The sequence below is a fragment of the Rouxiella sp. WC2420 genome (assembly GCF_041200025.1).
Classification (GTDB): domain Bacteria; phylum Pseudomonadota; class Gammaproteobacteria; order Enterobacterales; family Enterobacteriaceae; genus Rouxiella.
Map to the genome: position 1 here is coordinate 4,165,656 of NZ_CP165628.1, position 14,237 is coordinate 4,179,892.

Genomic DNA, 14,237 nt, shown 5'->3' on the forward strand with positions numbered 1-14,237 from the left:
ACATCTATTTAAAAATATAAATTAGTTTTAATAGATTGATTTTTTTAGTTAGGAGAAGATCACTTGAGATTATTACCCGTCATTGCTTTATATTTTCTTTGTATATACATGTCATGGATGCCATTGTTTCACTCAATTTCCTGGATATCATGGGATTTAGGCGCTCATATACCAAGAACATTATCTACCGTTGGAGAACTCAGGCAGGGGCAGTTCCCACCTTATTTTGATTTCAATTATCATCACTACCCTGGCTATTCATGGAATATATTTTATCCGCCACTTGCTAACTTTATCATGTCATTCTTTCAATATATTCAAGACAACTTAAACAATACACTCAAACTTACATCATTAGTAATTTTAATGTTTTCAACTCTAATTTCATTTTTTTCCTTTAATAGTTTAGGCATTACCCGAGATAAATCACTCTCCTTGTCATTGATGTTCTCATGCTCAATATACATGGTTGATAATATTTTTATCCGAGGAGCGATACCTGAATCTTTAGCTATTTGTTTCGCACCACTATTCATCAGCAGTTTACTCAAAAGAACAGAACCCAAGTCTTTCCTCGTAATGGGGGTAGCCAGTGCCGGCATTCTCTTGTCAAACATACCATCATTCATAGCTTGCGCTATAGTAGCGCTGGTCTTCGCAGCTTTTAGAAAAGAGTCCATCCCATTCTTTATTAAAGGTTTTACTGTCTGTTTTTTACTAAGCGCATTCTACATTCTGCCACTATTTTATTCTTTGCATGGGCAGAGCTTTAACTTGATTAGCTTTAATTTTTTTCCAAAAATGAGCGAAAAAAGCTTAAGTCTTTACGATCTCGTCTCGGGTGAAAAAATAAAAACAGGCAGTTTAAGGGACATGTCTTTAGGTGTTGGCTGGCCTATTTTCTTGCTGCTATTACTGGCGCTATACAATAACTTTAAAAAATTAAATTTTCTTATCCTATTGGTTTTAACATTTATAGTCGTTAGCGGAGCTAACTATTCATTTTTGCCAAAATTTCTGCAAGAATTAAGTCTGCTACAGTTTGCCTGGAGACTCGTGCCTTATTTGCTGTTACTTGTTTTGGTTCAGATAGCCGAAAGCAGTAAAGTAACCAATAAACATCTTTTAGCATGCCTGTTTTTGACCAGCCTAATGACTACCTGGATGTCAGTCGAAAAAACCAGCTCGTATAACATAACTAAAGACAATTATGGCTCGACTATTTTTAGTGATTACGCTTTAACTAGCGCCAAAAAAATTGTTTTACCGGAAGGTAAAATAATTTGCCTAGATAGCCAAAACAGTGAAACACAGATCGATTTCACAGAAAAAAGAAACACCCACGGCATGCCCGTGTTTGAATTTAACAGTAAAATTGATGGAAAATGCATTATCCCGGTTATGGCCTACAACTCCGTGACCCTTGATGGTAAGAGAAATATCATTGATGGTTATCTTTATTATAATGCGTTAAAAGGCGACAATCGGGTTGAAGTTAAAAGAACAGCCGCATTCGAATTATTGTATGGTCTGGGAGCATTTCTGAGTTTTATATCTTTCGTTTTCATTATGTATAAAATTTTCATAATTAAACGGAATACCGTGTTTTATAAGCCATTTAAAAGCTAATGCAACATTAATGAACGCTTCATCGGTTAACCCTCTCTTTTGTCGCATTTATGCCAATAAAATAAACATTTTCTTACACATTGGCTAGTTAATAACTTAAACTCAGTTCTACCAGGTTTACGCTGTTGCGTGCATAACGAGAGGGAATCTTGATGCATAATTCTACCCCCCTGATTACCACCATCGTAGGCGGACTCGTTCTCGCCTTTTTGCTGGGCATGCTGGCGAATCGTTTGCGTATTTCGCCGCTGGTCGGTTATCTTGCCGCTGGCGTGTTGGCTGGCCCTTTCACCCCCGGATTCGTTGCCGATACCTCACTGGCTCCCGAGCTGGCAGAGATTGGTATCATTTTGCTGATGTTCGGTGTGGGGCTGCATTTTTCTCTGAAAGATTTATTGGCGGTTAAATCGATTGCCATTCCGGGAGCCATTTTACAGATTACCGTGGCTACCATACTCGGTATGGGGCTTTCGCATTTAATGGGCTGGAACCTGACCAGCGGGCTGGTGTTCGGGTTAAGTCTTTCGACCGCCAGCACCGTGGTCTTGCTACGCGCGCTAGAAGAACGGCAGTTAATTGATAGTCAACGAGGGCAAATCGCCATCGGCTGGCTGATTGTCGAAGACCTGGCAATGGTGTTAACGCTGGTTCTGCTGCCTGCTATCAGCAATATGATGGGTAGTCAGGAAGTTAGCGCAGGAAATTTGCTCACTGAGTTAGCTATCACCCTGGGTAAAGTTATCGCCTTCATTATATTGATGATTGTGGTCGGTCGCCGTTTAGTCCCGTGGATTCTGGCAAAGTCAGCCGCCACAGGTTCACGCGAGTTATTCACTTTGGCGGTGCTGGCTCTGGCTCTTGGCATAGCTTTTGGAGCGGTAGAGTTTTTCGATGCCTCATTTGCACTGGGGGCTTTCTTTGCAGGAATGGTGCTTAACGGCTCGGAGCTTAGCCAGCGTGCGGCGCACGATACTCTGCCGTTGCGCGATGCATTTGCCGTACTGTTTTTTGTGTCGGTCGGCATGTTGTTTGACCCAATGATTCTGATTCATGAGCCGCTTGCCGTCCTGGCAACTCTGGCGATTATTCTGTTTGGAAAATCTGCCGCCGCCTTCGCACTGGTCAGAATGTTTGGCCACTCGCAGCGCACTGCGTTAACAATCTCCGTCAGTCTGGCACAAATCGGCGAGTTCGCGTTTATTCTGGCAGGACTCGGGATTTCTCTCGGCATGCTCTCCGAACACGCGCGTAATTTGGTACTCGCAGGGTCTATCTTGTCGATCATGCTGAATCCACTGCTTTTTTCTCTGCTGGAAAGTTACCTAATCAAGACCGAGATTATTGAAGATCAGAGCCTGGAGGAGGTAATTGAAGACGAGGCCCAGACACAGGTTACGTTTTGCGATCACGTTTTAATTGTTGGCTATGGACGAGTGGGAAGCCTGCTCGGCGCCAAGCTTATTGAGCAAGGTGTTCCGCTAGTGGTGATTGAAAACTCTCGGCCAAGGGTTGAAGCCCTGCGTGAGCAAGGCATCAGTGCGGTATTGGGCAACGCGGCGAATCAAGAAATCATGGAACTGGCAGGCCTCGACTGCGCGCGCTGGCTGCTGCTGACCATTCCAAACGGCTACGAATCTGGTGAAATCATCGCCTCCGCTCGTGCCAAGCGCCCCACCATCGAGATTATTGCCCGCGCCCACTATGATGATGAAGTTTCCTACATCATGGCTCGCGGCGCAGATAAAGTCGTGATGGGCGAGCGCGAAATCGCCAACAATATGCTCAACTCAATTAACTTAGGGAGAGATATTTCCACTAATCCTTGGGCCGAATAACGCCGTTACGGTGTGCAGGGGCAAATTAAACGTAATCCTCTAAACCATGCGCATCGTAGCAAGGCGGCAATCGAGCAAATGCCGATGAGCTGACACCAGTCAGTGATTCGGGTGAGCGATAGAAACTAGCGCAGCTAAGGTGCACAGGGCGACACGCAAACCTAATCCTCTAAGCCATGTGTATCTTGGCAAGGCGGCAATTGAGCAAATCCCGATGAGCTGACATAAGTCAGTGATTCGGGTGAGCGATAGAAACTAGCGCAGCTAAGGTGCACAGGGCGACACGCAAACCTAATCCTCTAAGCCATGTGTATCTTGGCAAGGCGGCAATTGAGCAAATCCCGATGAGCTGACATAAGTCAGTGATTCGGGTGAGCGAAAGAAGCCAACGCAGCTAAGGTGCACAGGGCGACACGCAAACCTAATCCTCTAAGCCATGTGTATCTTGGCAAGGCGGCAATTGAGCAAATCCCGATGAGCTGACATAAGTCAGTGATTCGGGTGAGCGATAGAAACTAGCGCAGCTAAGGTGCACAGGGCGACACGCAAACCTAATCCTCTAAGCCATGTGTATCTTGGCAAGGCGGCAATTGAGCAAATCCCGATGAGCTGACATAAGTCAGTGATTCGGGTGAGCGAAAGAAGCCAACGCAGCTAAGGTGCACAGGGCGACACGCAAACCTAATCCTCTAAGCCATGTGTATCTTGGCAAGGCGGCAATTGAGCAAATCCCGATGAGCTGACATAAGTCAGTGATTCGGGTGAGCGAAAGAAGCCAACGCAGCTAAGGTGCACAGGGCGACACGCAAACCTAATCCTCTAAGCCATGTGTATCTTAGCAAGGCGGCAATTGAGCAAATACCGATGAGCTGACATAAGTCAGTGATTCGGGTGAGCGATAGAAACTAGCGCAGCTAAGGTGCACAGGGCGACACGCAAACCTAATCCTCTAAGCCATGTGTATCTTGGCAAGGCGGCAATCGAGCAAATCCCGATGAGCTGACATAAGTCAGTGATTCGGGTGAGCGAAAGAAGCCAACGCAGCTAAGGTGCACAGGGCGACGAGGATTTTTAGTATTCCCAGTAGGATTCTTCGAGACTGTCCTCTCGCTCCGGCAGGCCTCGCATTAGTCGCGGGGAATGCTGGTTCAATACTTGATAACTGACTCGATTAGCATATTTGCAGACCTGCGCCAGCGAAGAATAAGTAAGATATTCAAGGGCATGCTTGCTGGAGTTTGGCACTGAGGAACGGTGAAAACCATTGGCTGCAATATCGTGTAGCAGTGCGGAAAGCGCGCCGTCCCCCGCCCCGTTGGTATTCATTATTTTCTCGGGACCGCCCATATAAGGAGCGATGTGAGAGAAAATGCGCAGAGGTTGGGTGCAGTTCTCACGGCGCATCGCGCGGCTGAATTCATATTGATTGAACTCGGCAATCGCGCCGGGCAGCAACGGATGGTTGGTGGCTCGTTTGTTGGCTTCCTCGGTATAGCTGCCCATGTAGAGGCCACTCGGTCCCGCAGTACATAACACCAGATCGGCCCATTCCAGCGCCTGATTAGTCGCCATCAAAGGATCGCTGAGGCCGGTAAGGGCAAAGGCCTCGTCCTCATTCATTGCCAGAATAGTCACGTTTTCACGGATAAAATCGCGCCATGCCTGCGGATCTTCGGCGATCACGTACTGTGTACCGAGGGTTAATACCACTGGCACGTTATATTTTTTGGCATAAGCGATCGCCTGACGGGTTGCATCGGGCATCGGATCTTCGGCTTCCCCACGCAGCAGGTAAGAAGTCAGTACCAGCGCCGAAGCTCCGGCTATCACCTCTTCGGGAATACTTTCTGCCCGCAGCTGGTTCATCTGTCCGGGGCTGATGGCAAAAGTGCGCTCGCCGCTTTCGTTAATTAGCGTAAAACAGCGGCCAATCGCGCCATCTACACCCTGTAGATAATCCAGATCGGTGCGGCTGGAGGTATTACACAGATAGCGATAGGCATAGCTGCCAATTTTAATGTTGCTACACATTACGCCGAGCAGCACCGAACGGTCATCGGCCAACACTGAATAGTTGTGCAGAGTATTGCCGATAGTGCCTCCGGCAAACTCGTGAGTAATCAACGTCTGACTGGTTAATTCTTGATAAAGCAGCTCGGCCCGCTCGTCGTCAATCAGGCTCGACTGCCCGGCGACCAGTCCATAACGAGCGATAACCTCGTCATCTACCTTGGCCTCGATATCCACCAAAGTCTGATCAATCCCGACAATATAAGAGGCGCTCGCATCAGGCTGTGCGTTAAGCAGCATTGAATCACGCAGCAATGGATCGCGCGCGCTTACGGGAAAATAGTGTTTTGACTTACGTTTACCGGGAAATTTCATGGGATTTGGTTTAGGCAGTGAAACATGCGGGGATGTTATCACAGGAGAACAATTGATATAGGGCAGTTATTATTTTGGCTGGCGACCGGCACCAGCCAATACAGGGGTCTTGCGGTATTAGAAGTGTTGCGACACCAGCTGTTGCAGCATATCGATGTGATCGTCGCGATCGTTTAATGCTTCGATGTATTCAAACTTCTCACCACCTGCGTGAAGGAATAGTTCACGGTTTTCTCCGTTTATTTCCTCGATGGTTTCCAGGCAATCGGCAGAGAAGCCCGGGCACACAATCTGAATATGTTTCACGCCCTGGCCCGGCAGGCTCTCCATGGTGGCATCGGTGTATGGCGTCAGCCAAGGCTCACGACCAAAACGCGACTGGAAGGTCAACATGATTTTACCGGGAGCCAGTTGCAGCGCGGTAGTCAGGGCCTGAGTGGTAGCCTGGCAACGCTGCTGATAGTCATCACCCAGTGCGACGAAACGTTTTGGAATGCCGTGGAAAGACAGGACCAGTCTATCCGGCTCGCCGTGTTTGGCGAAAGATTCCAGAATGCTGGCCTTAAGTGCCGAAATATAGGCCGGATGTTCGGCGTAATCGCGGATAAAGCTTACCGATGGCAAACGGCGCTGTTCTTTCAATACGCGCGCGACGCCGTCAAACACTGAAGCGCTGGTCGAGCAGGAATACTGTGGATACATCGGCAGAACGACCATTTTGGTCACACCCTGTTCCAACAGGCGACCAATGCCGTCTTCCAGGCTGGGTTTACCGTAACTCATCGCCAGTTCGACCGGTGTGTCAGGGAAACGCGCGGCGAGTGCTTTTTGCTGACGCAGGCTGTAAACCATCAAAGGTGAGCCTTCATCCATCCACACGGATTTATAAAGCTTGGCCACGCGAGGGGAGCGGAAAGGCAGGATCACGCCTTGCAAAATAGGCCACCAGATCAGCCGATTGGTATCAACCACGCGAATATCACTTAAAAACTCAGCCAGAAAACGTTTTACCGCCGCCGTGGTTGGAGCCTCCGGTGTTCCCAGGTTAACCAGTAACACACCGAATTTCGTCTGCATCATGCTGAATTCCCTAAATAATATTACTAATTTTTTAACACAGGGCAAATGACCTGTCTGAATGCGCCCTTATTGTAACCAAACTCAGGCAAATCGGAACCGATAACAGCAAATGGGATTAACAATCAATGCGATTTATGAGGGGGAAACGGGGGAATTGCAGGTAAAACCAAGGCGACCGAAGCCGCCCTGATAACGTTAATTCACTTCACGGCAGTTATCCCAGAATAGCAGCCAGTTCTTCGCGAACTTCGCTCACTTTCTTGGTGCCGTCAATTTTAACATATTTGGTGTTACCGGCTTCGGCTTCTTTACCGTAGTAAGAAACCAGCGGCTCGGTCAGCTCGTGGTATTCCACCAGACGTTTACGAACAGTTTCTTCCTGATCGTCTTTACGGGTAGTCAACTCTTCGCCAGTGGCGTCGTCTTTGCCTTCAACCTTAGGTGGGTTAAATTTAATGTGGTAAACGCGACCCGATGGTGCGTGAACGCGACGGCCAACGATACGGTCAACGATCAGTTCATCAGGAACGTCAAATTCCAAAACGAAATCAACGCTGATGCCAGCTTCTTTCATGGCGTCTGCCTGTGGAATGGTGCGTGGGAAACCATCCAGCAGGAAACCGTTACGGCAATCTTCCTGAGTAATACGTTCTTTAACCAGGGCAATAACCAGTTCGTCGGTAACCAGTTTACCGGCGTCCATAATCTCTTTAGCTTTCTTGCCAAGATCACTTCCGGCCTTAACAGCTGCGCGCAACATATCACCAGTAGAGATTTGCGGAATACCGTAATTCTCCATGATGAATTGAGCCTGAGTACCCTTACCTGCGCCCGGAGCGCCCAGCAGAATGATACGCATTGCGTAAATCCCCTTGCATTGTAATTTTATTAAAAGTCGAAAACGGTCAACCATACCATTCTGCGCCCCCTTCCTCAAGAAAGGGGGACGGCTAGTTAGCTATTTAAGAATAACTACAAAGCGATGGCTGCCTGTTTTTTCGCCTGCAAGGTTTGTGAGACAACAGCAACAATGATGATACAGCCGCCAATCACTGCATTTGCAGTGGGAGCTTCATGCAAGAACAGATAGATCCACAGCGGGGCCAGCGCCGTTTCCAGCAATAAAAACAGGCCTGCGTTGGCCGGTGCAACGTAGCGAGTTGACAAGGAAATCAGTCCCATTGCCAACGGCATAATCATCGCCCCTTCAATAACCAGCCACAACCACTGCTGCGCGTGCAGCTCGCTAAGCGTTGAAACCATCCCCGCCCCAGCGAACATCGGCACAATCACTGACGCCAGCACGCCGCCCAACGATGGCAAAGCCAGAGTTCCGTTTTCGACCCGTGAGGCGAAGATAAAGGCCAATGCCATGAATACCGCGGTTGCCAATGCGAAGTAGTTCGCTGTTCCATCAACGCCCGCCTGTCGCCCTGACATGACAATCACCACGCCGAGCATGCCAATCACTGCCGCAACCATTAAAGAACGATCGATTTTAGTACTGAAAAACAGCCGTGAGATGATGGCGGAAACAAACGGCGTCGAAGAAATAATCACTAATACCGTCGCAATATTGCCGCGGTTAAGCGCATTCACAAAGCAGGCCGATGAAGCGCAAAAAAACAGCACCGACAGCAGATTTTGGCGAGTAATCCACGGTACACCCAGCACCGAACGGCTTTTCGGCACCAATAGCCAGATGGCAAAGACTACCGCCCACATCAATAATCCACGTAAAACCACAATAAGCCAGGAGTCTTCCACCGCCATCAAACGGATAAACACCGAATCTGAACTGAGAATGACGCCACCTAGAATGCCGATCAGGTTGCCGTTAACTGCGCTTGATTTACTCATCTTATATTCCATAGTTTTGAAATATCTTCAAAAACGCTACCGGTACAGTTGACCGGACGTCCATTCTGTCCGCGCGTCCAGCGGGACAGGCGAAGGGTATTACTGTGTTCAAAATAACTGCCGTTAAGCTCTTTGGTGGTCTGACGCTGCTGCTCGGTAAATGACGGCACGTGGAAGCAGCTGAAAGGCAATCCTGGTTCACCCAAAGACTGCAAATGCTGGCCGTCAGGCAACCAGATATCGATGGGATCGACACTGGCAACGTTAAACGGCTGCCATCCTGGCGCATTAATCGTTTCCAGCGCCCTTTCCAATGGCGCTTCCGAGACCGTAGAGTGCTCGAACAAACGCAGCTCGCTTCGCAGCAGCATGCTGTAGTCTTCCGGGCGCACAGCAATAAGCGTCAGTCCAACTGCCACCGAGGCGTGCTTGTGCAGCGGAGCCAAAAACAGCGAGCCGTGTTCGATCAAGTCATCGTGCATATTGGTAGCAAAACTGTGCGACGCATCGACAACAAAACGGTTTTGCGACCTTGGCAGACTGTTCAATTGACCGGTGTAGGGATTGACGTGAGTGACAATCTGTACACCGCTGTTTTCCGTACCTTCGGCAACAAAAGGCCGAAATAGCATATCGATCGGCTCATAATGCTGATGGTTTGCCAGGCTCAAAGAAATATTCTGCTTATGTAGCAAGTGGGACAGCATCGCCAACCCGACGCTGACCGACTGGACCATAAACACATCATACTGCTCGAGACGGTAAACCTCGGTAAGCCTCTCCCTGACTGCTTCACGTAACTGGTTCACTTTCTTGTAAAAGTGTCCGCCACCGTGCTGCATCTGGAGTTGGGGTGACAATGCTGAAGGGTCCATTAGTCGATTAACTCCTTCTGATAAAGCAGTGGCAAGACGTTGTCGCGAAACACAGAACCGACACCGACTTCGCAAGGAGGCTTGCGGTAGTTAACCCAGGCAATCTCGGCGATTTCAGAGCTGGCTACCGGTTGGCCCACGACCTCAACCTGATACACGTGATTTTCTATCGCCACGGATTCAAACTCGGCGATGCCGTGAAACAGGCCAAAAGGTTTAATCTCCGCCGCTTCAACGTTGAGCTCCTCCTTGAGCTCGCGACGCAGGCAGGACAGATGATCCTCCCCCTGCAACGGCTTACCGCCCGGGGAGATGAACACGTCCGTGCCTTCTTTGCGCGTCAACAGCAGCGAACGGTTACGGATAATAATGGCCGAACACTTGATGATGGTTTTCATCACAGGCTCCACTCAGGCAGCTTCAGCAGGAGAGGTGGCAACTTTTTTCGCCAGGCTCAGGGATTCACCAGACAGGAATTTGACGATGTTCAGAGCCAACGGCGTTTTTTCACGCAGGTAGGCCATAATGGTATCGTCACTCGGAGTAGAGAAACTGTCGCCAAAAATACTCACGCCTTCCAGTGACTTGGTAGAAATACCCAGTTGTAGCAGGCGATATTTCACATCATCGGATGACTGGGCAAATTCATATATTGGTGAGTGATATTGAATACCAAACTCTTTCATTAAATCGACGAGATAATCTTTGGCAACCTGACGTTGCTCAGGGAACTCTTGCTGATAATGGGTGATCCCGTCATTGATGACGTCAATGTCATGACGGCGACAGAAATCAATTAGATGTGCGTGAATTGCTAATTTTTCGCCAAGCAGTACTAAATTCTTTCTATACTTTAAAATATCGCCTTCGATATTTTCGATAGCGATGCTACGGAAGGTTCCACTAATATCTTCGACTGTGTGTTCTACTACCAAATCCCCAAAACGGGTTTTAAGTTCATCAACACGATGAGAAAGAATGCCACGATGTAGGGAACATCCGCTGTTCGCTGAATACAGGTGAACCGGTATACCCTGTAACATCAGATAACAGGCTGCTAAGGTACTGTCACGACCACCGGTAAACATCACAAGTTGAGTTTTTACGTAAGTATTTTTCATATTGATCCTTAATATTTACTGGGATACTCGGGTGCAAGGCACTCATGGCTGCTGTGTAAGGTTGTCCCGCCACGCCAACCTGGAGATTAACTTCGCCATCCTGGCGCTTCGTGTCGGGACAAGGTCGAGACTAAAGGGTTTTTTTTAGGTTAGAAAATGATATAAACAGACAGACGAGTTGAAATTAACTAACAAGGTGGCGCTATGTCAGATCTCCCTTCACTGCGCGCATTGCACTACTTTAAACAAGCCGCGATGTTCGAAAGCTTCAGCGCAGCAGCAGAATCTTTGAATGTTACCCACAGCGCAATCAGCCACCAAATAAAGAATCTGGAAACCTGGTTAGGCACGCCCTTATTTAAACGTACTGCCGGACGGGTTTATTTAACTCAGGATGGCGAGACATTAAAAAAATGCTGCGAACAGGTATTTAGAAATATAGAGGCGACCTGCAAAGAAATTAAAACTCGAGAAGAAAACAGCCTTATTATTTCCTGTGCACCAAGTTTTTTGTCACAGTGGTTAATTCCGCGAATCAATCGTTTCTCACAGCTGCATGAAAATATTGCCCTCACCTTTCAGACCCATGTAAACATTGAAAATGTTCAGGATGAGAGGACTGATATTTTAATCAAAAGTAATGAAACATTATTGCCAGAGGAAATTGAAGCGACGCTTATTACTGTCGATTATATCGGCCCGGTGTGTTCGCCAGAATTTCGCCACCGCTTCACTTATGAGACCGATTTTACGACCCAACCGCTGCTGCATGCTGATACTAAAATCAATGCCTGGCAGGAATGGGCGCGTAAAACCAATACACGGGGAGACTTTATTTCCGGTAAGCATTTCGACAATCTTACGTTAGCAATCCAGGCCGCTAAAAACGGTTTAGGGATTATTATGACGCCGCAGATTTTGGTGAAAAAAGAAATTCAGGAAGGAAGTTTGATTGCACCGCTAGGCTTCACCGAGGTCGACAGAGCTACTTATATGCTGGTTAAGCGTGTGCGCAGCCATGAACGTGAGATAACATTGTTTCGACACTGGTTATTAGAAGAGGCCAGCCGGGGTTAGCGACTGGCCTCTGATGTAGGCAGGCGCTAATCAACGCCAGCCTTAATAACTGCCTGAAAGAAGACTTTAAGCCTGCAAAAGGGTATTCATACGGCGAATAAACTGGTTAGGATCTTCCAGCGTACCGCGCTCGGCGAACAGTGCCTGATCCAGCAACAGCTCTACCCATTCAGAGAACTGATCTTCCTGAATTTCATCAGCGGCACGTTTAACCAGCGCGTGCTCAGGGTTAAGTTCGAAGATGTATTTCACCTCTGGCGCATCCTGACCCGCTGCGGCAAAGAGCTTGGCCATCTGCGTGCTCATTTCATCGGCACCGGTGGTGACAATTGCCGGAGTATCGGTCAAACGGTGCGTCAGGCGGACTTCTTTGACGCGATCTCCCAACAGCGTTTTCACTCGCTCGACGAATGGCTCAAGTGCCTTGTCAGCATCTTGTTGCTCTTCACTCTTCTCATCGGCCAGCTTGTCCAGAGACTCGTCGGCTTTGCTTACAGACTGCAACGACTTACCATCGAATTCAGTCAGATAGCTCATCATCCATTCATCAATGCGGTCGGAAAGCAGCAGAACCTCGATACCCTTTTTACGGAATAACTCAAGGTGCGGGCTGTTCTTGGCTGCAGCATAGCTGTCGGCAGTGATGTAATAAATCTTGTCCTGACCTTCCACCATGCTGGCAACGTAATCTTCCAGAGACAGTGTTTGCTCGGAGGAATCGTTACGAGTGCTGGCAAAGCGCAGCAGTTTGGCAATGGTTTCTTTGTTGCTGCTGTCTTCTGCAGGGCCTTCTTTCAATACCAGACCAAACTGTTTCCAGAACTGTAGATATTTTTCTGCGTCGTCTTTGGCCAGTTTTTCCAGCATTTGCAAGGCGCGCTTGCTCAGGGCACTGCGCAGATTCTGGGTTACGCGGCTGTCTTGCAGAATTTCACGCGAAACGTTCAGCGGAAGATCGTTGGAATCTATCAGGCCGCGCACAAAGCGCAGGTAGTTCGGCATAAACTGCTCGGCTTCGTCCATGATAAAGACGCGCTGCACGTACAGTTTCAGGCCATGCTTGTGGTCACGGTTCCACATGTCCCACGGCGCCTGCGAAGGAATGTACAGCAGGCTGGTATATTCTTGCTTACCCTCGACGCGGTTGTGGCTCCAGCTCAGCGGATCGCTGAAATCATGGGAGATATGCTTGTAAAACTCAGTGTATTCTTCGTCGGTGACTTCAGAGCGGCTGCGGGTCCACAGGGCTTGAGCCTTGTTGATTTGGTCCCAGGTAGTGGTGTCGTCTTCTTCGTTGCGGGTCTCGATTTCAACCGGCAGCGCAATGTGGTCGGAATATTTGCTGATGATCGAACGCACACGCCAGTCATCCAGAAACTCGTCCTGATCTTCGCGCAGATGCAGGGTGATTTCAGTGCCGCGATCGGCTTTCTCGATATCTGCCAGGGTGTATTCGCCTTCACCGGCAGATTCCCAGAACACGCCCTCTGAGGCGCTTACGCCTGCTGCACGGGTACGAACGGTGACTTTATCAGCCACGATAAACGCTGAATAGAAGCCCACGCCGAACTGACCAATCAGTTGGCTGTCCTTGGCCTGCTCGGAGCCTACGGACTGCAGGAAAGCCTTGGTGCCTGATTTGGCGATGGTCCCGAGATTATCAATCACCTCGTCGCGGGTCATGCCGATGCCGTTATCGCTGAGTGTCAGGGTACGTTTTTCTTTGTCAAACGCCAGGCGGACGTGAAGATCGGCGTCGCCTTCGTAGAGATCAGGTTTTGACAGCGCGCAGAAACGCAGTTTGTCCGCCGCATCCGAGGCGTTGGAGATCAACTCACGCAAGAAAATTTCTTTATTCGAATATAGCGAGTGGATCATCAGGTGGAGTAACTGTTTTACTTCCGACTGGAATCCGCGGGTCTCTTGTCCTTTCATACTCATCAAATACCTCAATCAAACCGTTTGAGTGGTTAAAACGAAACTGTGTTCAAAACAGACTGAGAATGAAATGGGGTGCTAAAGGGAAATATTCAAGAGGAAAGGACAAGGAAAGGTAAAAACAAGCGTTATTTGATTATTTAAGAATCGAATAGGCCAGCTAGTTAAATGCTTTGAAAAGTAGGAGGGATTGTAATCACAACAGATAAGTTGAAGGGATGGGTTTTACTTTAAGTTCAGCAAGAGATTTCAAAACACCCAACCTGCCGTCTAAGTAGTTGAAGCTGTAGCAAGGCGGCAAGTAAGTTCATCCCCAGAAGCTGACACAAGTCAGTGACTGGGGTGAACGCACGAAGCTAACGCAGTTACAGCTTTAAATACGACGACGGAGCTGACATAAGTCAGTGACTGGGGTGGGTGCGAAGCCAACGCAGTTA

General features: G+C 48.5%; 11 protein-coding genes. 3 read left to right on the forward strand and 8 right to left on the reverse strand.

What is annotated here, in order from left to right; genetic code table 11:
• Positions 1-63: 63 nt before the first annotated feature.
• Positions 64-1,629, forward strand: coding sequence for a hypothetical protein (locus AB3G37_RS19315; protein WP_369788822.1), 1,566 nt, complete (start codon positions 64-66; stop codon positions 1,627-1,629).
• A 152-nt stretch (positions 1,630-1,781) separates the two neighbouring features.
• Positions 1,782-3,464, forward strand: coding sequence for a YbaL family putative K(+) efflux transporter (gene ybaL / locus AB3G37_RS19320; protein ID WP_369788823.1), 1,683 nt, complete (start codon positions 1,782-1,784; stop codon positions 3,462-3,464).
• A 1,071-nt stretch (positions 3,465-4,535) separates the two neighbouring features.
• Here the strand turns inward: ybaL and AB3G37_RS19325 are convergent.
• From AB3G37_RS19325 to AB3G37_RS19355, 7 genes are all read right to left on the reverse strand, one after another.
• Positions 4,536-5,849: an inosine/guanosine kinase gene (locus tag AB3G37_RS19325; protein ID WP_369788824.1), complete on the reverse strand. Its 1,314-nt coding sequence runs from the start codon at positions 5,847-5,849 to the stop codon at positions 4,536-4,538.
• 117 nt (positions 5,850-5,966) lie between these two features.
• Positions 5,967-6,929 (reverse strand): ferrochelatase, encoded by a 963-nt coding sequence (hemH, locus tag AB3G37_RS19330; protein WP_009638443.1) that lies wholly within the window; start codon positions 6,927-6,929, stop codon positions 5,967-5,969.
• A 214-nt stretch (positions 6,930-7,143) separates the two neighbouring features.
• Positions 7,144-7,788 (reverse strand): adenylate kinase, encoded by a 645-nt coding sequence (gene adk, locus AB3G37_RS19335; protein ID WP_009638442.1) that lies wholly within the window; start codon positions 7,786-7,788, stop codon positions 7,144-7,146.
• A gap of 113 nt (positions 7,789-7,901) precedes the next feature.
• Positions 7,902-8,789: a DMT family transporter gene (locus tag AB3G37_RS19340; protein WP_009638441.1), complete on the reverse strand. Its 888-nt coding sequence runs from the start codon at positions 8,787-8,789 to the stop codon at positions 7,902-7,904.
• Positions 8,786-9,664 (reverse strand): DUF6024 family protein, encoded by an 879-nt coding sequence (locus AB3G37_RS19345; protein ID WP_009638440.1) that lies wholly within the window; start codon positions 9,662-9,664, stop codon positions 8,786-8,788. Before AB3G37_RS19345 ends, AB3G37_RS19340 begins: the two co-directional genes overlap by 4 nt.
• Positions 9,664-10,062 carry an NUDIX domain-containing protein gene (locus AB3G37_RS19350; RefSeq protein WP_009638439.1) on the reverse strand — a complete coding sequence of 133 codons (399 nt, stop codon included), beginning with the start codon at positions 10,060-10,062 and terminating at the stop codon, positions 9,664-9,666. The genes AB3G37_RS19345 and AB3G37_RS19350 overlap by 1 nt, the downstream gene beginning before the upstream one ends.
• A 12-nt stretch (positions 10,063-10,074) precedes the next feature.
• The gene (locus tag AB3G37_RS19355) at positions 10,075-10,785 is read right to left on the reverse strand and encodes a hypothetical protein (RefSeq protein WP_009638438.1); all 711 of its coding nucleotides are present in this window, start codon (positions 10,783-10,785) and stop codon (positions 10,075-10,077) included.
• Positions 10,786-10,989: 204 nt separating this feature from the next.
• Between AB3G37_RS19355 and AB3G37_RS19360 the strand changes: the two genes are divergently transcribed.
• On the forward strand, positions 10,990-11,862 hold the full coding sequence (locus AB3G37_RS19360; RefSeq protein ID WP_009638437.1) for a LysR substrate-binding domain-containing protein: 873 nt from the start codon (positions 10,990-10,992) through the stop codon (positions 11,860-11,862).
• Positions 11,863-11,928: 66 nt separating this feature from the next.
• Here AB3G37_RS19360 and htpG read toward each other — a convergent pair whose 3' ends face one another.
• Positions 11,929-13,797, reverse strand: coding sequence for a molecular chaperone HtpG (htpG, locus tag AB3G37_RS19365; protein WP_009638436.1), 1,869 nt, complete (start codon positions 13,795-13,797; stop codon positions 11,929-11,931).
• Between the last annotated feature and the right edge of the window lie 440 nt (positions 13,798-14,237).

What these genes read in the sequence shown, in the direction of transcription:
- ybaL (WP_369788823.1), top strand. Translation starts at nt 1,782, where the DNA reads ATGCATAATTCTACCCCCCTGATTACCACCATCGTAGGCGGACTCGTT.
- AB3G37_RS19325 (WP_369788824.1), bottom strand. Translation starts at nt 5,849, where the DNA reads ATGAAATTTCCCGGTAAACGTAAGTCAAAACACTATTTTCCCGTAAGC.
- hemH (WP_009638443.1), bottom strand. Translation starts at nt 6,929, where the DNA reads ATGATGCAGACGAAATTCGGTGTGTTACTGGTTAACCTGGGAACACCG.
- adk (WP_009638442.1), bottom strand. Translation starts at nt 7,788, where the DNA reads ATGCGTATCATTCTGCTGGGCGCTCCGGGCGCAGGTAAGGGTACTCAG.
- AB3G37_RS19340 (WP_009638441.1), bottom strand. Translation starts at nt 8,789, where the DNA reads ATGAGTAAATCAAGCGCAGTTAACGGCAACCTGATCGGCATTCTAGGT.
- AB3G37_RS19345 (WP_009638440.1), bottom strand. Translation starts at nt 9,664, where the DNA reads ATGGACCCTTCAGCATTGTCACCCCAACTCCAGATGCAGCACGGTGGC.
- AB3G37_RS19350 (WP_009638439.1), bottom strand. Translation starts at nt 10,062, where the DNA reads ATGAAAACCATCATCAAGTGTTCGGCCATTATTATCCGTAACCGTTCG.
- AB3G37_RS19355 (WP_009638438.1), bottom strand. Translation starts at nt 10,785, where the DNA reads ATGAAAAATACTTACGTAAAAACTCAACTTGTGATGTTTACCGGTGGT.
- AB3G37_RS19360 (WP_009638437.1), top strand. Translation starts at nt 10,990, where the DNA reads ATGTCAGATCTCCCTTCACTGCGCGCATTGCACTACTTTAAACAAGCC.
- htpG (WP_009638436.1), bottom strand. Translation starts at nt 13,797, where the DNA reads ATGAAAGGACAAGAGACCCGCGGATTCCAGTCGGAAGTAAAACAGTTA.